General features: G+C 52.1%; 14 protein-coding genes and 1 CRISPR repeat array. Of the genes, 11 read left to right on the top strand and 3 right to left on the bottom strand.

Annotation, left to right across the window (positions count from 1 at the left end; all coding sequences use genetic code 11):
* The first annotated feature begins 1 nt into the window (after position 1).
* The 6 genes from DX130_RS22940 to DX130_RS22915 all read left to right on the top strand — a co-directional run bounded on the left by DX130_RS22940 (position 2) and on the right by DX130_RS22915 (position 17621).
* Complete coding sequence (locus DX130_RS22940; RefSeq protein WP_240644663.1) at positions 2 to 5560, top strand: type I polyketide synthase; 5559 nt, start codon at positions 2 to 4, stop codon at positions 5558 to 5560.
* A complete protein-coding gene (locus DX130_RS22935; RefSeq protein ID WP_116049360.1) occupies positions 5553 to 12164 on the top strand; it encodes a non-ribosomal peptide synthetase in 6612 nt (2203 codons plus the stop codon). The genes DX130_RS22940 and DX130_RS22935 overlap by 8 nt, the downstream gene beginning before the upstream one ends.
* Positions 12165 to 12180: 16 nt before the next feature.
* Positions 12181 to 12960 (top strand): thioesterase II family protein, encoded by a 780-nt coding sequence (locus tag DX130_RS22930; RefSeq protein WP_116049357.1) that lies wholly within the window; start codon positions 12181 to 12183, stop codon positions 12958 to 12960.
* Positions 12961 to 13199: 239 nt separating this feature from the next.
* Positions 13200 to 14020: a CRISPR direct-repeat array (repeat unit 32 nt; unit sequence GTCGCACCCTACGCGGGTGCGTGGATTGAAAT).
* A 332-nt stretch (positions 14021 to 14352) separates the two neighbouring features.
* The gene (locus DX130_RS22925; RefSeq protein WP_116049356.1) at positions 14353 to 15510 is read left to right on the top strand and encodes a copper amine oxidase N-terminal domain-containing protein; all 1158 of its coding nucleotides are present in this window, start codon (positions 14353 to 14355) and stop codon (positions 15508 to 15510) included.
* Between the two features lie 133 nt (positions 15511 to 15643).
* A complete protein-coding gene (locus DX130_RS22920; RefSeq protein WP_116049354.1) occupies positions 15644 to 16483 on the top strand; it encodes a hypothetical protein in 840 nt (279 codons plus the stop codon).
* 133 nt (positions 16484 to 16616) lie between these two features.
* Positions 16617 to 17621: a phosphotransferase enzyme family protein gene (locus DX130_RS22915; protein WP_116049353.1), complete on the top strand. Its 1005-nt coding sequence runs from the start codon at positions 16617 to 16619 to the stop codon at positions 17619 to 17621.
* A gap of 114 nt (positions 17622 to 17735) precedes the next feature.
* Here the strand turns inward: DX130_RS22915 and DX130_RS22910 are convergent, their stop codons facing one another.
* On the bottom strand, positions 17736 to 18593 hold the full coding sequence (locus tag DX130_RS22910) for a pentapeptide repeat-containing protein (RefSeq protein WP_116049351.1): 858 nt from the start codon (positions 18591 to 18593) through the stop codon (positions 17736 to 17738).
* A gap of 89 nt (positions 18594 to 18682) precedes the next feature.
* Here DX130_RS22910 and DX130_RS22905 point away from each other — a divergent pair, with 89 nt between their 5' ends.
* The 4 genes from DX130_RS22905 (at position 18683) to DX130_RS22890 (ending at position 23912) form a co-directional block, all read left to right on the top strand.
* Positions 18683 to 19552, top strand: a complete 870-nt coding sequence (locus DX130_RS22905) for an aminoglycoside 6-adenylyltransferase (protein ID WP_116049349.1) — start codon at positions 18683 to 18685, stop codon at positions 19550 to 19552.
* Positions 19553 to 19741: 189 nt separating this feature from the next.
* Positions 19742 to 20737 (top strand): cell wall hydrolase, encoded by a 996-nt coding sequence (locus DX130_RS22900; protein ID WP_116049347.1) that lies wholly within the window; start codon positions 19742 to 19744, stop codon positions 20735 to 20737.
* Between the two features lie 261 nt (positions 20738 to 20998).
* Positions 20999 to 21547 (top strand): STM3941 family protein, encoded by a 549-nt coding sequence (locus DX130_RS22895; protein WP_116049345.1) that lies wholly within the window; start codon positions 20999 to 21001, stop codon positions 21545 to 21547.
* Between the two features lies 1 nt (position 21548).
* On the top strand, positions 21549 to 23912 hold the full coding sequence (locus DX130_RS22890; RefSeq protein WP_116049344.1) for a transglutaminase domain-containing protein: 2364 nt from the start codon (positions 21549 to 21551) through the stop codon (positions 23910 to 23912).
* A gap of 156 nt (positions 23913 to 24068) precedes the next feature.
* On the opposite strand, the gene DX130_RS22885 is transcribed toward DX130_RS22890, so the two are convergent.
* Positions 24069 to 24800, bottom strand: coding sequence for an NAD-dependent protein deacylase (locus DX130_RS22885; protein WP_116049342.1), 732 nt, complete (start codon positions 24798 to 24800; stop codon positions 24069 to 24071).
* Between the two features lie 34 nt (positions 24801 to 24834).
* Positions 24835 to 25038: a hypothetical protein gene (locus DX130_RS22880; RefSeq protein ID WP_116049340.1), complete on the bottom strand. Its 204-nt coding sequence runs from the start codon at positions 25036 to 25038 to the stop codon at positions 24835 to 24837.
* 315 nt (positions 25039 to 25353) lie between these two features.
* On the opposite strand from DX130_RS22880, the gene rbsK reads away from it, so the two are divergent.
* Positions 25354 to 26268, top strand: a complete 915-nt coding sequence (gene rbsK, locus DX130_RS22875; RefSeq protein ID WP_116049338.1) for a ribokinase — start codon at positions 25354 to 25356, stop codon at positions 26266 to 26268.
* Positions 26269 to 26316: the final 48 nt, after the last annotated feature.

Here is a 26316-nt window from a genome sequence, read left to right as displayed (position 1 = left end):
GGTGAACAGACAGGAACAAGCAATGGACATCAACGAAATGCAGCATGCTAAAGAACCGATTGCAATCATTGGCATGGGTTGCCGCTTTCCCGGAGGCGCGCGTAATCCCGAAGCCTTCTGGAACCTATTGCAGAGGGGCGTTGACGGCATTACAGAAGTTCCTCAGGATCGTTGGAACAGAGCGACTTATTACGATCCGGACCGATCAAAACCAGGCAAGACAAATACGCAATGGGGAGGATTTCTGGAGCAGGTAGACCGTTTCGACGCCTCCTTCTTCGGCATATCCCCACGCGAGGCATCGCTTATGGACCCGCAGCAGCGCCTGTTGCTGGAGGTGTGCTGGGAAGCGCTGGAGGACGGAGGCCAGGTAGCCGCACGGCTGAAGGGTTCCAATACCGGTGTTTTTATGGGCGGCTTCACATTGGACTACAAGCTTCTGCAATTTTCAGAGAGTAACAGGCATCTGGTAGATTCGCATACGGCGACCGGCGCTATGATGACGCTGCTGGCGAATCGAATCTCGTATCTCTTTGACTTCCGTGGTCCTAGCATCTCGATGGATACGGCCTGTTCCTCCTCACTAGTAGCGGTCCACCTGGCTTGCCAAAGCTTGTGGAATGGAGAGAGTACGCTTGCGCTGGCTGGTGGAGTCAACGTGATGCTGAAGCCGGATTATTTTATCGCCGAGTCGAAGGCGGGCATGCTGTCTCCGGATGGCCGATCCAAGGCATTCGATTCCAGGGCGAATGGATATGTGCGTGGAGAGGGCGCCGGAATGGTCGTTCTGAAGACGCTTTCGAAGGCGATACAGGACGGCGATCCGATTCATGCTGTTATTAGGGGCACAGGCGTGAATCAAGACGGACACAGCTCCGGCATTACCGTTCCGCGCGGAGAAGCCCAGCGTGCGTTAATGCAGGACGTATACCGCAGAGCCGGCGTACATCCGGCCGAGGTGCAGTATGTGGAGGCCCATGGTACAGGAACGCCGGTCGGCGATCCAATCGAGGCGAACGCGCTTGGCGCATTCCTGTCTGAAGGAAGGGAAGGGGACAAGCCTTGCTACATCGGTTCGGTGAAGACGAATATCGGTCATACGGAGGCGGCTGCCGGCATCGCCGGTCTGATCAAGGCGGTTCTCTGCCTCAAGCATCGCCAAATTCCGCCCCATCTGCATCTGATTGAGGCGAATGAGAATATTCGATTCGATGAGCTTAAGCTGGAAGTCCCGCAGCAATTGATCGATTGGCCGCAAACGGACGGACCACGGCTGGCCGGGGTGAACTCGTTCGGCTTTGGCGGCACGAACGCCCATGTCATCGTACAGGAAGCGCCGGAGCTGGCAGGGGTTGCTCTGCAGCAGGGCGGAAGCAATGAGGAGCGGGATATGCTGCTGCCTCTGTCTGCCAGAAGCGAGGAGGCGCTGCGCACATTCGCCATGAATATGAGGACGATGTCGAATCGGTCTCCAGAAGCGACATCCTTGCAGGATGCCGGTTATATGCTGGCGAGACGCCGCGATCATCATGGTATCCGTGTCGCCGCTGTTGCGGGAACGAAGAAAGAATGGGCAGAACTGCTGGACGAGATTGCCCAGCAGGAGGTTTTGCCGGAGCAGACGGGATTGAACCGGGACGGCTCGGCCGCTGCGCTGCCGCCGCTGGTCTTTGTCTTCACGGGTATGGGCCCTCAGTGGTGGGCGATGGGTCGTCAGCTCATCGGCGAGGAGCCGGTCTTCCGGGCTGCGGTAGAGAAGTGCGATCAGCTGTTCACAGCGTACGCAGGCTGGTCGCTGCTGGATGCGATGATGGCGAAGGAGCCGGAATCGCGAATGGGCGAGACCGAGGTCGCTCAGCCAGCCAACTTCGCTATTCAAGTCGCGCTCGCTGAGCTATGGCGATCATGGGGCATCGTGCCGGAGGCGATTGTGGGCCATAGTGCCGGTGAAGTGGCTGCCGCTTATATCGCGGGAGCCATGTCGCTGGAGGAAGCCGCCCGGGTTATCTACCATCGCAGCCGCTTGCAGCAGAAGACGACGGGCCAAGGCAAGATGGCGGCTATCGGGCTTTCCCTGGAGGAAGCGGAGCGGAGACTCGCTCGCACGGAAGGCGCGGTATCCATAGCTGCTATCAACAGTCCAAGCGCAGTGACACTGGTCGGTGAGCCTGAGGCGCTGCGGACGCTGACGGACAAGCTGGAGTCAGAGGGCATCTTCTGCAAATACTTGCATGTAAGCGTTCCTTATCACAGTCATTATATGGAGCCATTGCGGAATGAGTTGCTGGAAGAGCTTCGCGATTTGAAGCTGTCTCCAACAGCTGTTCCGCTGTATAGCACGGCGACGGGCCACCGGATTGAAGGCACGGAGCTTCAAGCGGATTATTGGTGGAAGAATGTGCGCGAGCCGGTCTACTTCGCATCTGCTGTGCAGGATATGATTCGGGACGGGTACAGCGTATTCGTGGAAATCGGTCCTCATCCTGTATTGTCCAGCTCCATCTCAGAGTCGTTGATGAAGCTCGGACGAACAGGACATACCATTCCTTCCTTGAAACGCGGCGCGCCGGAGCGGAGAACGGTGCTGGAGTCGCTGGGATTGCTATACGAAATCGGCTACGAGATTGATTGGAATGCGCTGTACCCGGGCAAGAAGCCATTTATTCCTTATCCATCTTATCCTTGGCAACGCCAGCGCTATTGGCATGAATCCGCGTTGTCCGAACAGGATCGAATCGGTGTCGACTCACATCCGCTGCTCGGCCGCCGCTTGGCTTCGCCCTATCCGGCATGGGAGGTGGAGCTGGATGCTCGCCGACTGCCATTCCTGGACGATCATCGTATCCAGAATGCGATCGTATTCCCGGGTGCGGGATATGTGGAGATGGGCCTCGCTGCAATGCGGGAACTGTACGGCGAAGAAGCGGCTGTTCTGCAGACGGAGAGTATTGAATTCAAGAAAGCTCTCTTTATTGGAGAGGGAGAGAGCATCAAGCTGCGACTGACCCTCGATCCGAATGCCTCCCGATTCAGCATATTCAGCAGCCAGGGCGATACGGACTGGACGCTGCATGCGGAAGGCTATGTCAGGCCGCATCATGGTCAGAGCCGTGCTATAGAGCTGGACGTCTTGCAAGGGCGTTGCGGGATCGAGATTGCCCGCGAGGTGTGCTACAGCCATTTCAAGACGATGGGACTTCAGTATGGACCAACCTTTCAAGGGATTCGCCAATTATGGCAAGGTCGCAACGAAGCATTGGCTAGAATAGATGTGCCCGAGAGTTTGGCTGAGGAGCTGTCCACTTACCGGATTCATCCTGCTGTTCTGGATGTATGCTTTCAAGTAATGGCCGCAGCTCTGCCTATCGATCCGAATGCGTCTTCTGTCTATATGCCAGTAGGCGTAACGCGGGGATATGTCTATCGCAAGCTATCGGATGCGATGTGGATACATGCCGCCATCTCGGAACAGGATGCTTCGGGACTGCTCGGAGATATCCGGCTGATGGATGCTGCAGGCAATCTTATTCTGGACATTCAGGGTTGTCGTGCTGTCTCGCTTCGGGACGAATCGGCTGCTATGAATAAGCCGCAGCAATTGTACGAGCTGAACTGGGTGCAGCAGGAGCGGCTCGCAGCCGCAATAACGACGAATCAGGATGAGGCGGGCAGTTGGCTGCTGTTCATGGACAAGCATGGCGCGGGGGAGGAACTGGCTAACGCATTCGTTCGTCAAGGCAACTCCTGCATTCGGGTGTATCCGGAGCGTGCTTATCGAGCGGATAAAACCAATGGGCAATACGGTGTAAATCCTGCTTCTCCTGACGACATTATTCGCCTGCTTGATGCTGTATGCGTGGAAGAAGGCGCTAACATTCGCGGCTTTGTTCATTTGTGGAGTCTGAATGCGGCATTGAACGAAAAGGCAGACCCATCGGATTTGGAAGAAGCCGAGCAGGAGGGTGTCATTACCGTTATGCACTTGGTTCAAGCCATCGCCAGCCGCAGCTGGAGAAGGAAGCCGAAGCTATGGCTGGTTACGAGCGACAGTCAACCAGTTAAGTCTGGCTTCCACGGTCTTGCGCTTCATCAGTCTATGTTGTGGGGGCTGGCGCGGACGCTTGGGCATCAGGAACACAAGGATATCTGGGGCGGCATCGTCGACCTGGAGCATCGCGGTGTGGACCAGCTGCTGGGGGAAATCCGCCACTCGGATGGCGAGGATCAAGTAGCTTTCCGAGGCGGTTCACGTTATGTGGCCCGTCTTGAAGAGTGCGATCCGATAGTCAATATTCCGGCAGTGCTGAGGCCTGACGGAAGCTATCTCATAACGGGCGGCTTCGGCGGTCTTGGTCAGCTTGTGGCGAAGTGGATGATCGAACGCGGGGCACGCCGCCTGATTCTGGTCGGCCGTGAGAAGCTGCCGCCACGCGCATTCTGGAGGGATGCAGAGCGCGACAATCGGTCAATGGCCAAGCGTATCGCTGTTGTTCGCTCTCTGGAAGCGATGGGAGCTTCGGTGCATGTAGCCGGAATCGACATTGCAGATGCGAACCAGCTCGCCGAATTCGTGCGGACGTATGAGCTTGAGGGTTGGCCTTCCATACGCGGCATTATTCATGCGGCAGGCGTGGCGAAGCCGCAGCTGCTTGTGCAGATGACAAAAGGACAATTCAACGACGTACTGCAGCCGAAGGTATCGGGGGCATGGAATTTGCATCGTCAATTCGTGGATGAACCGCTTGATTTCTTCGTCCTGTTCTCATCACTGGCATCGGTTGTTGTATCGCCGGGACAGGCCAACTACTCGGCAGGCAATGCTTTTCTCGATGCTCTGGCGCATCACCGCAGGTCGCTAGGGCTGCCTGCGGTAAGTATCAACTGGGGGCCATGGGGAGAGATCGGCATGGCCACACAGCTGGATCTGGTGGAGTTTTTCGGCAATCGGGGGTTCCACCCTATGAGCAATGCGCAGGGACTTGAAGCGCTGGAACAATTGCTTGGACAAAGACTTGTCCAGGCGACAGTGCTCGCTGCGGATTGGCCAGTCGTCGCAGAGAAGAACTTTCCGATGGGCATTGCCCCAATCATGCTGGAGCGCTTGTCGGCGCAGACAGAGGAGGACAGAGGAACCTCTGCGTTAGCGGGTAATCATACGGGTATTCGAGCTCAGTTGGAAGGCGCCGCTGACGCTGGGGAGCGATATCATCTGCTGGAGCAGTATTTGCTGGAGGTCGTGTCGGATATTCTGCGCATTAACCGTTCGCAGTTGCTGCCGGAGCAGCCGCTTAGCCTATGGGGACTCGATTCGATGATGGCGATCGAGATGAAGAATCGGATCGAGCGGAATCTGGGCACAAGCGTCGCCGTTGTTGAATTGCTGAAGGGCTCAAGCGTATCGCAGTTGACCGTTATGTTATCGTCACAGCTAGCGGTCGAAATCAAGGAGTTGGATGCAGACTTGAAGGAGCTGCTATCGGAAGCAGATTCCCTCTCATTGGAAGAGGTTGAACTCCTGCTTCAAGAGGTTGCAGCCGGCGGGGGGCTTAAGGATGAGTGAGAAGTTGACGGATAAGCTTGCAGCATTATCGCCGGAGAAGCGGCTTCAACTGCTGGAAGCGATTAAGAAAAAGAAAGCCGGAGAAGCGGCATCCGCACAGCCGACAGTAAGGGAGCGGAGAGGCGAGGCCATTCCGCTCTCCTTCACGCAGCAACGACTATGGTTCTTGCAGGAACTGGACCCGCACAGCCCATTCTACAATATCCCCTCTGCCTTCCGTCTCTTCGGCGAATGGGAGGAGGAGCTGCTGGCGGAGAGCTTGCTGGAGATGGCGCACCGTCATGAGGTGCTTCGTACCACCTTCCGCATGGGCGATGAAGGCAAGCCTGTGCAGATTATTGCTGACTCGCCCAAGCTGACGCTGCGCTCCATCGACCTTAGAACATGGCCGGAGGATACGCGATTCGCAGAAGCGGAGCGAATCGTGAACGATGATGTGCAGCGTCCTTGCGATCTGCGAACCGGGCCGCTTTGGTGGGCGACCCTCGTTCGTCTGGAGAATCAGGAATATCAACTCATTCTGACGATGCACCATATCGTATTCGACGGCTGGTCGCTTGGCGTGTTCATCCGGGAGCTGTCATCAATATACGAAGCGTTGATGTCGGGAGCGGGCCTCTCCAAGCTTCCGTTGCCTGTGACGCAATATGCGGATTATGTCTATGCCCAGCGGGAGCGGGCCAGCCAAGAACTGCAGAACCGGCAGCTTGCGTATTGGACCAGCCATCTGGCAGGAGAGCTTCCGGTTCTGGAGCTGCCAGCTGATCGGCCGCGCCCGCCGGTGCAGACCTTCCGCGGGGCGATGCACACTCTGGTTCTGCCAAGTGAGCTGTACAACTCGCTGAAGACGTACAGCCGGAATCATGAAGCTACGCTGTTCATGACTTTGCTGTCGCTATTCAAAGTACTGCTCTACCGCTATACAGGCGTATCGGACATTATCGTGGGCTTCCCGATCTCCGGGCGGCATCTGCCGAATACCGAGCATGCGATAGGCGTATTCGTTAATACGCTGCCGCTGCGCACGTCGGTCTCCGGTCAGCTGACATTTGCAGAGCTGCTCGGCGAGGTGCGCAAGACGGCATTGAGCGCATACGAGAATCAGGATGTGCCCTTTGATCGGTTAGTAGAGGCGATTAAGCCGGAGAGAAACTTAAGCCATAATCCGTTATTTCAAGTATTGTTCACTTACCAGAACGCGCTTCCCCCTATTCGTAGTGGAGATCGCTCGATTACATATGAAGCAATAGACGGCGGTACATCTAAGTTTGATTTATCCCTCGATATCTTCGAAGGACCCGACGGTCCTACTTGTATCTTTGAATACAATACGGATCTGTATGATCGCGACAGGATCACTCGCATGGCTGATCATTTCCAGGTACTGGCGGAGGCTGTGGCAAACAACGAGCTATGCCGTATTTCGGAATTGCCGCTGCTTGCGGAGGCGGAGCGAGAACGCATGCTTGATCAGTGGAATGATACAGCGCAGTCTTATGAGCGCGGCGTGACGATACATCAATTGTTCGAGCGTCAAGCTGCACGGACTCCTAATGGAACAGCTGTAGTCATGGAAGGCAGGACGCTTACCTATCGGGAGCTGGATGAACGGGCTAATCGCATCGCGCTTAGTCTTCAAGGGATGGGCGTAGCTGCGAATGTTCGCATTGGGATTTGCGCGGAGCGTTCTCTGGAGATGATTGCAGGCGTGCTGGCTATCCTGAAAGCTGGAGGCGCATATGTGCCGATTGATCCGGACTATCCGGCGGAGCGTATGGATTACATGATAGAGGATGCCCAGCTCTCTGTCATGCTGACACAGCAATCACTGGCGGCGCGTTTCGCAGACCGTCCTCTGTCCGTGCTTTTGCTTGACGAAGCAGAGACGGGAATGCCAGATGCCAAAGGGGGTATACACCTCCAGCTAGCCAGTACGGAGGAAGATCTGGCCTATCTTGTCTACACCTCCGGAACGACAGGACAGCCCAAAGGGACGATGGTAAGCCATGCGAGCCTTGTCAACGCCTATTACGGCTGGGAGGATGCTTATCGTCTTCGGTCGGATGTCAGAGTCCACTTGCAGATGGCGAGCTTTTCTTTCGATGTATTTACAGGGGATTGGGTTCGGGCATTATGTTCCGGGGCCAAGCTTGTGCTGCTGAAAAAGGACACGATGCTGGACGCACCGCGTCTGTATGAGCTGATGAAGAGGGAACGAGTCGATTGTGCGGAGTTTGTGCCGGCCGTATTCCGGAATTTGATTCGCTATTTGGAGGAGTCGACGCAAAAGCTGGATTTTATGCGTGTATTGTGCATCGGCTCGGATCGCTGGTATGTGCATGAGTACAAGCATTTCAGACGGTTTTGCGGCTCCCACACGCGACTGATCAATTCGTATGGATTGACGGAGGCGACGATCGACAGCACTTATTTCGAAGGTGATGTCGCGGCGATGTCGCCGAATCAGCTGATTCCGATTGGCAGGCCTTTCCCTAATCAGCATACCTATGTGTTGGATGCCGAGGGGCAGCCTGTTCCAGTCGGAGTGTCGGGCGAGCTTTATATCGGCGGACGCGGCCTGGCAAGAGGATACTGGAATCGTCCGACTTTGACGGCGGAGCGCTTTGTTCCTCATCCGATCAGCGGTAATGAAGGAGCACTTCTGTATCGAACGGGAGACAGGGCTCGTTATTTGCCTGATGGCAATATCGAGCTTCTGAATCGAATGGATAATCAAGTGAAGCTGCGCGGCTACAGAATTGAGCTGGGCGAGATCGAGACGGCTCTGAACCGTGATCCGTCCGTTCGGGAGTCCGTCGTACAAGTATGGGAGGATCGGCTGCTGGCTGCTTGGATCGTGCCGAAGACGGGTATGACGGTCAATACGGATAGACTGCGAAGCGCCGTTAAGCTGAGCTTGCCGGATTATATGGTTCCGGCCTCCTTCGTTGTATTGGATGATCTCCCGTTGACGGCCAACGGAAAAGTCGATCGTGGCGCGTTGCCTGCTCCTACCTTGCTATCGGAAGAGGATGGCTCTTACGCAGCGCCCCGAACCTTAATTGAAGAGAAGCTGGCGGGCGTATGGGCGGAGCTGTTCCAGGTAAGACGAATGGGCATTCATTCGGATTTCTTCGTCAACGGCGGCCATTCACTTCTCGCTATTCAACTGATAGCCTCGATCCGTCAGTTGTTCCAGGTGGACTTGACGCTGCAAGTACTGTTCCAGGCCCCGACTATTGCGGAGTTGGCAGCAGTTATTGCGGAGAAGAGCGGACAGCGGCAAAGCTATGAGGATGCGGTGCAAGCTCTGCCGGAGCTGCAGAGGGATCCCAATGGAAGGTTCGAGAAGTTCCCGCTGACAGAGGTGCAGCAGGCTTATTGGATCGGGCGCAATGAAGCATTCGAGATGGGCAATGTATCTACTCATAGCTATGACGAGCTGGAGGTTGAGCCTATCGATACGGACCGCTTCCAATTGGCCTGGAATCGGCTGATACAGCGGCATGATATGCTTCGCGCGATCGTTACGGAGGACGGCATGCAGCAGGTGCTGGAGCATGTGCCGGATTATGAGATTGCCATTCTCGACATGCGGGGACAATCGGCAGAGGATGCCGAGACTGCGATTGCAGCGCTGCGGGATGAGATGTCCCATCAGATGTTGAAGACAGACAAATGGCCTGTATTCGATCTGCGCTTGACGTTGCTTGACCATGGCCGGGCTCGCATCCATCTCAGTTCGGATGCACTTATATTCGATGCCTGGAGCTATGTTATTTTGCTCAAGGAGCTTTCTCAGCTTCATCAGAACCCGGATGCCGCTTTGTCTGAGCTAGATCTCACGTTTCGGGATTATGTGCATGCGGAGGCCCGCTTGAAGGAGACAGAGGCTTACCATAAATCATTAGCTTATTGGAAGGAACACATTCCTTCCTTGCCGCCGGCGCCCGAGCTTCCTATGGCGAAGAGTCCGGGGGCGCTTAAGAACCCGTACTTCACAAGACTGCATAACCGTCTGAACGCTGACGTCTGGAGCCGACTGAAGTCCAAGGCTACGCGTATGGGGCTGACGGCTTCCGGCGTACTGCTGTCAGCCTTTGCCGAAGTGCTGGCAACCTGGAGCAAGAATAGGAGCTTCTGTCTGAATCTGACCTTCTTGAATCGTCTTCAGATTCATCCACAGGTTCACGATATCGTGGGCGAATTCACCTCCTTGACCTTGCTGGAGATCGATCACCGTGATGGCATCAACTTCGTCGACCGGGCTGGAAGGACACAGCAGAAGCTATGGAATGATCTGGAGCATCATCATGTGAGCGGCGTTCATGTGCTGCGCGAGCTAAGCCGTGCGCAGGGCGGATTGACCAGGGCGCTTATGCCGGTTGTCTTCACGAGCGCACTGACGCTGCCTATCCCGGATCGTAAGAGCAGCGGATTCGATCTGAAGCCGTTCTACAGCATTACGCAGACGTCTCAAGTTTGGCTGGACTGCGGCGTGTGGGAAGACGATAACGTGCTGTATTGCAACTGGGATGTTGTCCGCGAGCTGTTCCCGGAAGGTATGCTGGAGGACATGTTCGCCGCTTATTTTGGACTGCTGCATCGGCTTGCCCATCAGGATGATATCTGGCATGAGGGATGGGTTATTCATCCGCAGGAACAAGGAAGCACTGGCAGAACTCAGGAGCCGGACTTGGCGGGGACGTCTGCTCCACAGCTCTTTGGGCCTTCCGCAGCAGCTAGCGGTCAAGAACTGAAGGAGAGGCATACAAGCCTCGAAATGCCGGACATCATGGCCGCAAACAGGACAACTCCGCTGCTGCATGAACAGTTCAGCGAGCAAGCACGACTTGATCCTAAACATATCGCGATAGCGACTTCCCAGTTCGAGATTACCTACGGCGAGCTTAATCGGCTAACCAATCGGTATGCACGTCAGTTGCGCAAGGAAGGTGCGGCTCCTGATCGGTTGATCGCCATTGTAATGGAGAAAGGCTGGGAGCAGGCTGCGGCTGTACTCGCTGTGTTGAAATCCGGGGCGGCTTACCTGCCGATTGATCCGGATATGCCGCAGGAGCGCGTGAATGTTTTGATCGAGCAGGGTCAGGTAGAGATCGTGCTTACGCAGCCGTGGCTGGAGCAGAAGTTGAATTGGCTCGGTGAGCAACGGATCTGCATAGGCGTGGAATATGATGGATTGCCGCGTCTCCAGGATGATCCGCTGGATTCGGTTCAGCAGCCGGAGGATCTGGCTTACGTGATCTATACATCCGGTTCGACAGGGAGGCCGAAAGGCGTCATGATCGATCACCGGGGCGCGACAAATACGATATGGGATATGAATGAACGATTTAACGTGTCTCGTTCAGACCGAGTATTTGCCTTGTCCGCACTTAGCTTCGATCTTTCAGTCTATGACCTGTTCGGGACGCTGGCAGCGGGAGGGACGATCGTTATACCGGATTCAGAGCATCGTAAAGATCCTGCGCATTGGCTCTATATGATGCGTAAGGAAAGAGTGACGATATGGAATTCGGTACCAGCCTTGATGAATATGCTGGTGGAATTCGCTTCTGGGCAGAAGGAGAGGCTGAACAACCAGCTCCGTCTTGTTCTCATGAGCGGAGATTGGATTCCGCTGGCTTTGCCGGAAGCGATTCGGGCATTAAGCGAGGACGTAGAGTTGATCAGCCTGGGAGGCGCGACGGAGGCTTCAATCTGGTCCATTTTATATCCGATTGATCATGTGGAACCTGGTTGGTCCAGTATTCCGTATGGCAGGGCGATGCGTAATCAAGGTATGCATGTGTTGAATGATGCGATGGAGCCCTGCCCGACCTGGGTTCCTGGACAGTTGCATATAAGCGGCATTGGCCTGGCCAAGGGTTATTACGGAGATGAGGAGAAGACGGCGGCAAGCTTCGTTATACATCCACGTACCGGTGAGCGGCTCTACCGGACTGGCGATATTGGAAGATGGCTGCCGGACGGCAATATTGAATTCATGGGCAGGGAAGACTTCCAGATCAAGCTTCAGGGCTACCGCATTGAATTAGGCGAGATTGAGACGGCTCTCGTCCAGCATTCGCAAGTTCGTGAGGCGGTCGTGGCCGTGGCGGGTGTAGGGGGGCAGAGGAAGCTGGTTGCCTACTTGGTTCTTCAACAAGAAGGGACGACGGATCAAGAGGAGATTCGCCGTTATCTGGCGAATAAGCTACCAGACTATATGATTCCGTCTTACCATATGGTGCTGGATGCGCTGCCGCTTACGGCGAACGGCAAGATCAATCGCAAGGAGCTGCCGAGCGTAGAGTTCGCAGAGGTCGCTTGCTCGATCGAAGCTATTCCTCCTCGAACGGAGATGGAGGCCCGAATAGCTGCAATCTGGGTGGAGCTGCTGAACCTGGAATCCGTAAGCGTCTTCGACAACTTCTTCGAGTTGGGCGGCGATTCTTTGCTGGCCGTGAGGCTAATGGTCAGGCTTCAAGCCGATACGGGCTGTCCGCAGCCGCTTCGGGTGTTGTTCGAGCAGCCGACCATTGCAGGGCTTGCTGCGCGCATGAAGACATGGAATGAACAGCCCGTAGCATCCCTATCATGATTGGAGAGAGCCCGTTATGAATCCACAAAGCATGGACAGTTCTTGGCTGCATATCCCGAATCCGAGACCGGATGCCCGCCTGCGTCTGGTCTGCTTCCCCTATGCGGGAGGCAGCGCGGCTATCTACCGAGATTGGCCGACGGCATTATCGTCAGAGATCGAGGTTGTGGCGATTCAGTTACCGGGACGTGGCAGTCGATTCTTGGATAAGCCTATCGGCGATCTCACTGGGAATATAGAGCCCATACTGGCTGCGTTAATTCCTTATCTGGAAGACAAGCCGTTTGTCTTATTCGGCCATAGCATGGGCGCGATGCTCGCTTACGAATCGGCGAAGAGGCTGGAGCGTACCCTTCCCGGCAGCCTCAAGCATCTGTTTGTGTCGGCCTTCCAGGCCGTACAGCTGCCGAGAACAGATCGTGAACGCTATCTGCTGTCCGATAAGGAATTAAAAGAGGAACTTAGACGGCTGAACGGCACTCCGGAAGCTTTGCTGCAAAATGACGAGCTGATGGAGCTTTATCTGCCGACGATTCGCATGGACATGCAGTTATGCGATACGTATGCGTATGAAGAATGTTCGCCGCTTGCCTGTGCTTTGACCGCATTCGGCGGTGTGGCTGACACTGGCATCTCGGAGGAAGATATGCAAGCTTGGGAGACTCAGACAGGAGAAGCATTCGAGCTCTACATGCTGCCCGGCGATCACTTCTTTATCCATAGCGAAAGTGAGCAACTACTGCAGTTGCTGTCCCGCAAGCTGGAGCAAATTCTTCATTCGTCTGCGTTGTCTTAGAACACGGGAGAAGCTGTTACTACACGCAACTTGAATTGAGACTTCTCGATGTTGTGGGGCGATATGTCCTAGTGCGAATGTGAAGCGAACATAAAATCCCTGGGAGATTCGCACCTCCGGATAAGTCTAAAAAAAGTTAAGCGATATGAAAAAGATAGAAAAATGATAGTAAACATCATTATAATGATTATATGTTTCATTAAAGTGAATGAGTTGCTCCTTATAGGTTGAAAATCGCTGTCGCACCCTACGCGGGTGCGTGGATTGAAATATGAAAATGACATTCGAAGCATTTAGCATAAGAGGTCGCACCCTACGCGGGTGCGTGGATTGAAATAGGCATTCACTCGCATTGTAGCAGAGAGGGATAAGTCGCACCCTACGCGGGTGCGTGGATTGAAATCATATGAGGACAGTAGCAGCCGAAGAGGAGGAAAGTCGCACCCTACGCGGGTGCGTGGATTGAAATACCTTCGAAAGTTAGGTCGTATTTGTTGGACAGGTCGCACCCTACGCGGGTGCGTGGATTGAAATACCTCCTCTCTATAACCAATATTACACTATGGTGTCGCACCCTACGCGGGTGCGTGGATTGAAATTCAACATATTTGTCGAATTCGTCCAACCATTGCAAGGTCGCACCCTACGCGGGTGCGTGGATTGAAATTTAATAAACTAACACTAGCTGATCGTATAAAGGGGTCGCACCCTACGCGGGTGCGTGGATTGAAATATCGCGATACCCAATAGAACGAATGCAGCTACAGTCGCACCCTACGCGGGTGCGTGGATTGAATCTTGGGCCAATAAGCTGCAAATGCGAGATGACGGGTCGCACCCTACGCGGGTGCGTGGATTGAAATCTCCAGCGCGCCGTCAATGCTGAAGGAGCTAAGAGTCGCACCCTACGCGGGTGCGTGGATTGAAATGCTTCGAATGTAAGGCGGGGAAGCGGGATCGGAAGTCGCACCCTACGCGGGTGCGTGGATTGAAATCAGTCGGCCAGAGCAATCCTGAGCGGATAATAGGTCGCACCCTACGCGGGTGCGTGGATTGAAATAAGAACGCCGTCCATATCGGGCAATCCCTTGCAGGTCGCAGCCCACGCGGGTTCGTGCGCCAAAGGACCTTGAATTCCACTGCACGGTGGATTTTGAGGTTTTTGTTTGTATCAGAAATTCATAATTACGCAGAGTTCTTGTATGGGGTTGATACCAAGCACATGGAGGGAAGAATGGGCGATAACGCCTCGAATCGTATATGAGCGATAGCCTTTTTAATGCTGAGCTATACAGCTGATTTCCAAAAAACAATTCCAAAAAAGGTAACTTTATGATGGGAGTAAGCGTCTAACTAAAGTGGGAATTTTCTTAATCATTGGAGGATAAATGTATGCAATCAAGCAAGCGAATATTAACAATTATGCTGTCCATTGCCTTACTGGCAACAGGCGTCTATACATGGCCGGAGACGGCTCGCGCGGCAGCAAAGGCGATTACCGTTACCAAAAATAACTGGGAGCCCGTCGAATTGAATCATTTGCCGATCCTGCAGAATGGATCTGCACTATTGCCCTTAAGGGAAATTGGAACATTGCTAAACAGCAAGACGACCTGGATTCCGGAAGGCAAGCGCATTGTCATTACGAATCCGGAGACGCGAATCGAGCTGACGCTGGGCAGCAAGCAGGCGAAAGTTAACGGCAAAAATATGGCCATGAGAACGACTCCTTACAATAAAAATGGCGTGGTCTATGTGCCGATCCGATTTATCGGCGAAGCGTTTGGTGCGAAGGTAGCCTGGCATGACAAGGAACGCCGCGTGAATCTCGACTTGGAAGCCAAGTATGTGTATGCCGTGCAGGGCGCAGCGGCCTATTGGCTGGAAAAGAAAAATGGCAAGCTCTATGTGGCAGAGAATGCTGATTCCGTCAAACTAATTTCGGATACGAAGGCTGAGGTGCTGGGTTATTCGGAATTTACGATTGATTCGTTATCCGATAAGGTAAAGGTTCTGCAAGTGTACGACAACTATGGAGAACCTAGTGTACATAGCAACACTTTCAAGATGGTACTTGTCAATCATAAGTTGGTACTGGAAGCTAAGGCGTATAATTTTGGACATCAGAATCGAAATATTGCCAGATCGAAAGGCAATCATGCTCTCCTTATGAACGGTGCAAATCTCTACGAAGTGAATCTGGATGGGAAATTGGTAGGCGAATACGATCTGAAAGCTATTACGGGCTACGAGGATGACAACTTCCAGGTGGAGTGGTACGACGATCATTATATGGTCGTGCGTCCGGAGAGGACAGGATGGCTGACGCTCGTAGACCGCAAGACCAAAGAGACGACACTGCTCGCTAAAGCTTTACTGGATGAAGAACATTGGAAAATCTATCAATCGCTTGATCAATTCAGCCCAGAATTCTATCAATGGGACGGCCTTAAAGTCATCGAGATTAAAGACAACAAGCTATTGCTGGAGCATTATCTGTTTCTCGGCAATAAAACAACGGAATATACCTTTAATTTGGCTAGCAAATAAAGACTTGAAGCCGTCCTTGGATCATGTTCCTAGGACGGCTTCCTTCTTTTGAAAAGTAGTTAGCCGCATAAAAAATTTGTTACTTCATTTACCGTTGTTTCGTTAATACAATTATCTAACAGGAGAAGGATGGATGGAGATGGAAAATCGCAATTTCGGTTCCTATGACGTGCCGCCAACCCTACAGGAACTTATTCGCTTGAAGGACGAGCTTGGCGGGGATGATCAGTTTTATCTGGGGTTGAATTTTTATTTGGAACTAACCACTTTGAGATATTTTAATACACCTTGTGACGTCGTGGTATTTGGCTCAACTGGGATGGACGGCATCCATTACGGTTTTCTGACCGAATTTGGCACGGTGGATGACTTGGAGCAGGCGCCTGTTGTCTGTGTGAGTCCGATGAATTTTGACGGTCCTACTAAAATCATCGCTTCTGACATTAAAGAGTTTCTGAGCATTGCGTTGACAGATGAGGAACTGTTCTACAATACTTTCGCAACGGAAGAGGATTACCGTGCCGCGAAGCAACGTTGGAAGGAGGATGAGGAGTCGTCACCTTACGGACCAACGGAAGAAAAGATACAGCGGAAAGAGGCTATTATTCGGTTGATAAAAGAGCGTATTACATTGCCGCATATCGAGAATCCGTACAGGCATTTGGATCGTCTGGACCAGCAGCGCCAAGAGAGAGTTGCCGTTAAGACGCAGGACTTGCTTGGCGTAATCGGCGAATTCGAGGAAGGCGAGGTCCATATTCCGTATTACGTCCATAAAGATGAAGACCTCAATATAGACGAACTGAGACAGTATATGAGCAAAGCTCCTGCAGTTTCGAAGCTGGCTATGGTTCGTGATCTCCAACTGAACTTTGTTCTATGGCATGAAGAGAAGATTCGAGAGATTGTAGCGGATAGCTTGAACTCTTTGAATTTAAAGGATGAAGTGAAGCGACTCCATGAATATGAATGATAGAGATGACCGAATGGTCAGAGCTTACAGGATAAGCACGTTTGCCGGGAATATTAGTTATATCCAGACTCTACCAACCGCTGGATGAAGCGTTACTTTACAATAGTGTTAAAATTGGCATGAGGTGAATGTCGTGTATGAGGAAACGCTGGCGCTTCGTTCTGTCCTGAATCCCCGTTATTTGGCGGCACAGCTAAGCGGACAGTATGATCTGGGGCCATGGAGCGAATGTGTATACTGGCTTCGGGGACTGAATGATACCTACCGGGTACGTGCGGAGAGTGGGCTGTACATTCTTCGAATCTATCGAACTGAGATTGCTGAGGCAGATGTGGCATACGAGACGGAAATGTTGATACAGTTAACTACTTTGTTGCAAGGGGCGGGCACTGCTGTTGCGGAGCCAATCGCGATGCGAGATGGCGGATGGTATACCATACTGGATGCGCCGGAAGGACGGCGTGCTGCTGTGTTGTTCCGCTATATGGATCTACCGGAGAACGGGCTAATGGACGAAGCTTCTTGCTTTGCCTTCGGCAAATCGGCTGCGGAGCTGCATGCCGCGATGGACAACGTAAAGCTGTGGCAACCCAGAATGCTCCTAGATACAGATTTCCTTATCGAAAAACCTCTGCAGCGAATCATTCATCATATTGGCAAAGAACATAAGGCAGTGCCATTTCTGCGGAGATTTGCCCGTGAATTGCATACTCGTGTGAGTGAGGCTGCGGAGCAAGGGCTGGATTGGGGACTTTGTCATGGTGATATGCATGGCAATAACAATGCATTTCAGAATAGCAGTGGCTTTGTACATTATGATTTTGAGTGGGCGGTGCCGGGCTGGCGCGCTTATGATTTGGCGCAGGTTCGCGTGCGCAAGAGACAGCCGGAAGCCAATCAGGAATTATTATGGCAGGCGGTGCTTGCGGGCTACCGCTCTATTCGGGATTTTTCGAAATACGATGAAGCGGCGGTGGAGCTCTTCACTGTGGTACGCCGCTGGTGGGTGATGGGTCTCGATGTGATGTTTGTACCGAACGATATGGGTGCGCTTGATTACGGAGAGGATTGGCTGCGGGTCTTTCTGGAGGAGTTCAAATCGACCGAAATGACTGCAAAAGCCGGTCTGAAGGATTAGTACTACAGGGATCGCCATAAAGGCGACTTGGAGGGCCAGGATGATCGGAAGCGTGCGTATGGATAGATGATATAAATGCAGCAGGCAGCGGAATGATTCCGCTGCCTGTTCGCGCTAGCTCCAATGCGCCGGACGTATTAGCGTTGGCGGTATGCGGGTAGAGGCATCGCCCTTAGCCGAATTGATCTGGGCTTGCGAGAGATAGAGGCTGCCAGACAGATCGGCACCACGCAGGTCGGCGTCCCGAAAGTCAACGCCAATGAGGTCGGCTGCTCGTAAATTGGCCTTGCTTAAGTTGGCGGCAATCATATAAGCGCCGCGCAAATTGGCTGCCCGCAGATCGGCGCCCTTCAAGTTGGCGCCAATAAGGTCTGCTCCGCGGCCATACGTTTTCCTGCGGGCAGCCGAGCCTTTCATCCGACTCAGCTCGTCTTGCCGGACGAGCTCGCTGGCACGAAGCAGCAACTGATTCACTTCCGCCCGCCAGCTAGACACATCCAGCTTGAGCAGCGAGTCTGCATCGAGGGAGATGAGACGCTCGGTCTCGGCAATTGCTGCCTGCAGCTCGGGATGAATCTCGGCCGCTTCTAGACGGGATAGTGCCTCATTCATATACCAGAGCAGCTCATGAAGCTGCCACATGGCGGGGAACACCTCGAACATGAGCTTTGACGATTCCGGCTGCTTGCGCCAGTCGCGGCCTCCGAAGGTGACCTGGGATATCTGCTGGCCCGCGCCGAAGCAGTCGTAGACTGTACAGCCTTTGAAGCCCAGCTTTCGCAGATCGCGGTGAACGCCGCAGCGGTAGTCCGCTTGCAGATTCGAGCAAGGTTGTCCTGCGGCCTTGTCGATAGCGAAGTCAGCCGATGCTGCGAATGGCAATGCCGTACAGCATAGGCCGAAACAACGTTCGCAGTCCGCTCGCAGCCGAGAATAGCTTTCGTTGGACGCACTTGTATCAGAATAAGACATGATGCGCCTCCTTCGTTGACTAGTATTCTTTATGGTAGCATAGAAATAGGGTCAATTGGGAGACGAATAGAAGAAGGAGAGGGAGAGAAATGAGAAGCGAGCAAGAAATGATGAGCCTGGTTCTTGGCATGGCAGAGAACGATGAGAGAGTTAGGGCGGTGACGTTGGAAGGTTCCAGGACGAATCCTAACGTACCCAAAGATTTATTTCGCGATTACGATATCAGCTTTCATGTGAAGGATATGCAGTCGTATATCGATCAGCCGGATTGGGTTGATGCGTTCGGAGAGAGAATCATCATGCAAATGCCGGAGGCAATGGCGATGTTTCCCCCGGAGCTAGGCAATCGTTTCTCCTATTTGATGCTGTTCAAGGACGGCAACCGTATCGACATGACGCTTATTCCGCTTGAGGAGAAGGACGATTATGTGAAGGAAGACAAGCTGATGCAGGTTCTGCTGGATAAAGACGGTCTATTCCCTGATGTGCCGCCTTCGACGGATATCGATTACTGGGTGAAACGACCATCGGCAGCGTTTTTTGCAGATTGCTGCAATGAGTTCTGGTGGGTAGCGACGTATGTTGCCAAGGGGCTGTGGCGGAAGGAAATGCTGTACGCCCAGGATCATTTGAACAATTTGATGCGACCTATGCTGGTGAAGATGCTGGAGTGGCAGGCGGGCATTCGGACAAATTTTTCACTAAGCGTCGGCAAAAACGGAAAGTTCCTGGACCGCTACATTCCGGAAGAAAGCTGGCAGAAGCTAATACTGACTTATCCGGCAGGTACGTATAAAAGCGTGTGGACAGCACTGTTCCAGATGGTTGAATTGTTCCGAGAGACGGCTCAGGATGTGGCCAGCGAGCTGGATTTCCTTTACCCGTTGGAAGAAGAACAGTCGGTGACGGCTTATTTGGAGAGGGTCAGAGGGCTGGATCCAGAGGCGAAGAGCATGTAGCGTTCGCGTTATAAACGGTGAGAAGAGGGCCGCCCAGCGGTCCAAAACGTCTGATTTTTCGCAAAATGGACGCAAAAATAGCCAATTCTGTGAAAACGTTAATCCTGTAAGCGCTTTGAGCTGTGATATAATCTCCGGAGAGCATGGATAACAGGTTCCGCACGGTTCCAATTGAAACGGGAGGTTACTATGATCAGAAGAAGCATGCCGATCGGCAAGCGCACGCTTATGGTATTCATTGCGATGCTGCTGCTTTGCGTCGGACCGCTTTCGGTCGTGGCGGCGGATATACCGCAGGTTACGAAGAGCATCACAATCACACTCGATGGAGAAGCAGTGGACATAAAAGAACCAGTGCGCAAGCAAGACGGACGAATTTATTTGCCCGTGGCGCGAGTGGCAGAGATGTTCGGCGCGAAAGTGAAATGGGATAAGAAGAACGAAGAAGCAACGATACATACATTATTGGGTGATACGATCGTACTCGGCAACGAAGTGCCTACCGTCTACTTTAATGAGGAACGCTATAAGCTGGAGGAGACGCCGTTCCTGGCTGACGGCAAAATGTACATTCCTCTGCGCTATGTAGCTGAACTGCTTCATGCCACGGTGAAGTGGGATGCAGAGACGGATACGGCAGAGCTGACGACGGTGAAACCGGCAGTTGTGACAGAGGAATTTGGTCTGGCCGAGATTGCCAAGGAAACTGGACATGGCAAGGCGAAGCTGCTGGAGCGTAATGGCCTGGATGACAAGGACGAGATTAAGGCTGGTACGAAATTGCGCGTGGTGATGCCTTCCGTGTTGAAGAACAAGGCACAGGCTTTTACCGAAGAGGATATGACGCTGCTGGCGAAGATTACACAGGTAGAGTCTGGCTATGAGTCCTATGCAGGACAACTGGCCGTCGCCAATGTGATCCTCAATCGGGTGAAGGACTCACGTTTCCCGAATACGGTGAAGGGAGTTATTTACTCCGGCAAGCAGTTCCCGCCAGCCCACAATGGACAGCTCGATAAGAGCAAGCCTAATGAGAGCGTCCTGCGGGCTGCCAAGGATGCCTTAAACGGTAAGAACAACGTGGAGGATGCGGTTTATTTCTTCAATCCGAAGGTATCCAAAGGTGAATTCTGGTCTAATCTGAAAGTTATCGTAACGATTGGACATCATAGTTTCGCCAAATAATCTTGAAGATTGCCGTTACTCTGAACAGACCGATTATGGTTAAAAACCATGATTGGTCTTTTTTTTGTTTCTTACAGCATTTTCACAGAGGGCAGTCTCGGTTGCTAGTCTTTGAATTTTTTTCATAAGAACTTCGGTCCATCAATGTAGGTTTAAATCTCCTAAAATCCCGAAATATGTCGAGAAAACCTTTGAATTCATAGGGAATATATGCTAGTCTCGTTCATGGGTACATGGTCATAGGACAAAGGAGACATGAATATGAGTGAATTTGGTTATTACAGAAAGCGCGGTCGTCTCATTGTTATGTCTATTTTGGGCATTGCAGGGGTATTGATCGGGCTATATTTGATTGGTCTGGCTTGGAGCAACGGCGACATTGGAATAGGACTAATCGGCAGTCTCATTGCAATTATTTTTGTTGGCGTTGCTATTTATAACATGAGAATCTTACTGGCCGCTTCCCCTGTGCTTACCTTGTCCGAGAAAGGTATTCTCGATCGGTCCACTTATATGTCCGGAGGATTGATTCGATGGGAGGAGATTGAGCATATCGGAATTGAACAGCTGCAGGGCTGGGTTTTTCTCGTCATCCATACGTATGACCGGAAGCTTATGATCAATCGTTATAGCGGGCTCAAGAGGTTGCTGATTCTCTTTAACAAAGGATTAAGTGATGGGCAAGTACATATTCCATTCAGGCTGCTGGCATGCGAGCCGGGTGAATTGCTAGAGAATGTAGCACGTTTTTATGGGGAAAAGGGTCAAGCGGATACAGATCTTTATATAGACAGTCAAATAGGGGGCTAGGATGTTGCGGAGATTATTATTTTTATTATTGGCATTCATGCTTGTATTAACGGCATGTAAGACAAGTAATGAGGGAGATCGGTCAACGAAACCGGAGAGTACGAAGGTTGTGGACGTGGAGTTTGCTTCCGGAGTAACTGTTCTGGATTTGAAAAAGAAATATGGATCAGATCAAGAGAAGTCAATTATGCCTATTTACAATGTGGAGCAGGATAAGGAGTTTATTTTTGACTTTAATTTTGAACTTGTTGGATCAGGGATTTTAGCTAATGATTTGGTCTCCGTACATACCGATCAGAAGGCGCTTCCGGAGAGCATAATCTTGTCTTTTGCCTGGGACGAACAGAAGGATGGGATAACAAGCGTATCGCTTAAACCGCATTCCGGCATTATGCAGACGGAGACTATGAGCAAGAACAGTGCTTCGACATGGGGCGGTGCGCCAATCTACTATATTCGCATTAATTATGACATGGATGCCACAACCCCGACAAAGCTGGAGAAGCCGTTGGTCATTCCGTTTACTGTGAAATCGGATCTGCCTGTCCCGACGCTTCAGTACACGATTGATCCTACAGGCCGCTTGCAGCTGTCTTGGAATGAGGTAGAGGGTGCGGAAGGCTACCGGGTCTATAAGCGTATGAAGCCGATTCTGGATACTCACTCCAATCTGCCCTTGAGTAGCGCGGAGGAAGCTTATGTGGGCCCTGGCCCGAGATTGCTGGCTGAGGTAACTGAGACGGAATTCAACGACTTTATGCAGGATGGCGAAGGCGGACTGCTGATTACTGCGGCTTTGGATGGAAGCAACATGATTAGCGCTCAGAATCGTATGGTCGACGGTGAATATTATGTTACCGCTATTGCGGGAGACAAGGAATCCGGCTTCAGCAAGCCGGTAAATACAGTTCCATTATCCAAGCGATTGCCGTCGCAAATGACGGAAAGTATTGTCTATGCAAGCTACCCGACGGTAAAGGAACTGCCGGAAACGATTGATGTGAAGTTTATAGATGGATCGATCGTGCCTCGTCGAATGAATTATTTGACAGACGATGTCGTCATTGAAGGCAATGGATCGGCCGTTATTAAACATACAATTGATGGTACAGCCTTCAGCGGTTTCATTATCGTTAATTCCATTACGAAGGAAGAGCTTGATGCCTTGTCCGAGCGAACGGAGAAGGAAGCAAGCGGTTATGTTCCTCCTAGCAACACGACGGATCATGTGCCGGATCCGAGTGTCCCAACGATTATTGCAGACGCGCCTGTGGAGGATGACGGAACGGAGGTCGTTGCAGCCCAAAGGGATAATACGGACAAAACGGTAGGGGAAGGAAACGCCCAGACGCTGACAGTACCTGCTATTATTGCGGATGTGCCGGTTAATGCCGATTCAGCTATCGAAGAATATCTTGCCCTTGGTCTGATTGACGGACAGGAGCAATTGTCGATGAAGGCATTCCCGGAGGCGCAAAACTTCGATACATTGTCGGATGTACTCAGCAAGGTAATCTATCAGAATCCGATGATTCTAGGCGTTAAGCAATATGGCTATGATTATAAGTCGCTTACATTATTCATCGGGTATGAGGATGATCGCGATACGATTATCCGCAAGCAAAAGGAGATTGTCGGGGAAGCAGCCACGCTGATGACGACGATCTTCAAGGAAGGTATGTCAGAGGAAGAGAAGCATCAGGCCTTATATGATTATTTGAATGACAATACGGTATATGACGATGCCGCACTGGAAGAAGCGGAGAAGAACGGATTCCAGACTGTTGATCCGAAGTTTAATGATTCTTTTACAACCTATGGAATTCTAGTGAAGAAAGTAGGCGTATGCGCGTCTTATGCCTCTACGTACAAGATGCTTAGCGATCTAGCCGGACTGGAAACGGTTGTTGTATCAGGGGACATGGGAGGCGTGCCGCATGCCTGGAATAAGGTGAAGATCGATGGAAATTGGGTTCATGTCGATGCAACGAACAATGCGACGAATACCGGTATTCCATATCTGCTCTATAACTCTAGTGACGATACGGCTACAGCCTTGAATTTCTATGTGGATGAAGGTTATTGGTTGGATCATGAGCTGGATCAATTCGAATCGACTGATAATTCCAGGGACTATTATATAGTGAACGATCTGGAGGTTGATTCTGCGAATAAGTTTACGTCCAAAGTAGCTAGTCTGTTGAAGACAGATGATGGTGACAAAATTATTGTGAGGATGACGGCGACACTGTCGGAGGATGAGCTTATGGACTCCCTGATCAAAGCATTCGATCAAGCTTCGATAACCGATTTGTCGAATGTACGAATTAACTCTCTAGGCACGTACTATATGATTCGGCGGTAGTTGCTCCGAAGCAGCATATGGACTGCCATGGATGAAAGAGCAACGAGTCATATAGTCTGATGAAGAAGTTTTTAGGTGAATAAAGCGAAAAGCAGCGATTCGAGGGATGTCGAATCGCTGCTTTTTCATGCAGGATTGGGGACGATTGGCGAAAATTCACCACAACGATTGAACAGCTTGGAACGTCTCCACGATATCCCCATGTACGGTGATGTCGAATAAGCCGTCCATCTCAGTCGTCTCACGATTTATGATGGCTCGGCGGCCTTGTCCGTGTTGACCGCTGTAGCGGGGCAATTCCTTAACGGGGTATACCTTTAATGACGTTCCGATAGCCAGGAACAAATCAGCTTTGGCGGCAGCATCGAATGCCTCCTCCAGATGCTTCACCATACCCTCGAACAATACGACATCCGGCTTCAAAATAAAGCCATCCTTGCCGCAGCGCGGTATGTCCTCGCTGAGAAGATGATCCAGGCCGTAAGCTGTGCGACACTTCGGACAATAGGCGGTGTGGATGGAGCCGTGCACGTCAAGAATGCGGCTGCTGCCGGCTTTGCTGTGCAGCCCGTCAACATTTTGCGTAATAATCGTAACTTGTTTGCCGGTCTGCTCCAGATCGCGCAGAAACAGATGGCCCAGGTTGGGCTCGTACTGACGAATGGCGTGGAAGTGAAATATGCTTTTGAAATGTACCCAAAAGGTTTTGGGATGCCGGTGATAATAAGTTTCCGACAGGATTGCCTCAACATCCAGCTCTTGATCGTAGAGGCCGCCACGAGACCGGAAGTCTGGAATTCCGCTCGCTGTACTAATGCCGGCGCCAGTCAGAACGGCAATGCTGTTCGCTTTCTTCAGCGCGCCCGTCAATTGCTCGATCGCATTCATATTTGATCGCTCCTTCATATCCTGCTGTAATCCGTTAGTCGGAATCTTCCCACTCCAGACCTTCGATCGTCTGCAGAAATTGAACATCGTCCTTTAACACTTTGTAGAAGGTGGTAGGGCTAGCATCTTTGAATAGGGTAACATATTTTTTATCCTCTGTTACATCAAGCCCAATGATGCCTCCATCCTTATCATAAAATCGTACACCAATGTGCCCGGCGGAAGAATGGCTGTTCACTTTCCTTAATTTAGTATTAGACAGATCTTCCAGAATGCTCTTAAGTTTTCCTCCTAATAGTTTACAACGATTTCATTCTATTAAGAAGACCAATTAAGCCTATGTGACCTAAAGATGAGATCCCCACCTTGAGGTTTTCCCGGTTTGTATAATGATCGCCCTCCGTGTTAGCATTTATTTGAGAGAGTGATTCGGTATCCCGAAAGGCTGATTTTCTTGTGCAGGTTATTGGTGATAGGCTGTCGCGAATCATAGGAGAGAGTTGTCACAAGCGAGAATGGGACTAAGGATAAACAGAAACGGAGTGTTGTAGGTTTGCAAAAGCTGCTTGTTATCGGAAGTGTAAATATGGATGTTGTGAGCAATGTGAAACAATTCCCGCTGCCCGGGGAAACCATTCATAGCAGTGACATGAAGTTTGTACCCGGTGGAAAAGGGGCCAACCAGGCTGTGGCTGCCGCCAGAGCGGGAGCACCGTGCGTGATGATTGGCGCCGTAGGCCTTGATCCCTTCGGAGATACGTTAATTGCTTCCCTATCGGAGAAGGGGGTTGATGCGAAGTCTGTTTTGCGTAAGGAAGGGACTTCCGGCATCGCGCTCATCACGGTAAGCGAAGAGGGGGAGAACAATATTATTTTGTCTGCAGGCGCAAACGGGCAGATCACGGAAGAGGATCTCGCCTCCGTGGTACAATGGGATGGTGCTTGTGCGGTGCTGTTGCAGAATGAGATTCCCTGGGAGACGACGCTTGCTGCGCTTCGCAGTGCGAAGGAGAAGGGCGTCCGCGCTTTCTTGAATCCAGCCCCGGCAAGGGCGCTGCCAGAAGAGTTGTTCTCGCTGCTGGATACGCTTATCGTTAATGAGACGGAAGCGGCAGTCGTCACCGGTGTGAAAGTAGTCGATGTCGAAACAGCCGAAACGGCAGCAGATTGGGCCCTTGCGAAAGGCGCATCCAGCGTCATTGTGACGCTGGGCGAGCAGGGCTGCTTCTATGCCAGTGCTCAAGGCGCACGGGCAGCTGTCTCTGCCTTCCGCGTCCAGCCGGTCGATACGACGGCTGCGGGAGATACATTCATCGGCGCTTACGCTGCCGCTAGCGCAGACGGATTGGCAACGGAAGAAGCGCTGGTATTCGCCGCTGCTGCTGCTGCGCTCGCTGTAACTAGACACGGCGCTCAGTCCTCGATTCCGGATAAGGCAGAGATTGAGGCGTTTCTAGCTAGTCGCTAGCGAGTGATATCACGGAATACGAATGACATCGGCGTGTGGCACAACTAA

The sequence above is a fragment of the Paenibacillus paeoniae genome (assembly GCF_003388735.1).
GTDB lineage: Bacteria > Bacillota > Bacilli > Paenibacillales > Paenibacillaceae > Pristimantibacillus > Pristimantibacillus paeoniae.
The sequence above is the reverse complement of the archived record's forward strand: the minus strand, read 5'-3'. Positions and strand labels throughout refer to the sequence as shown.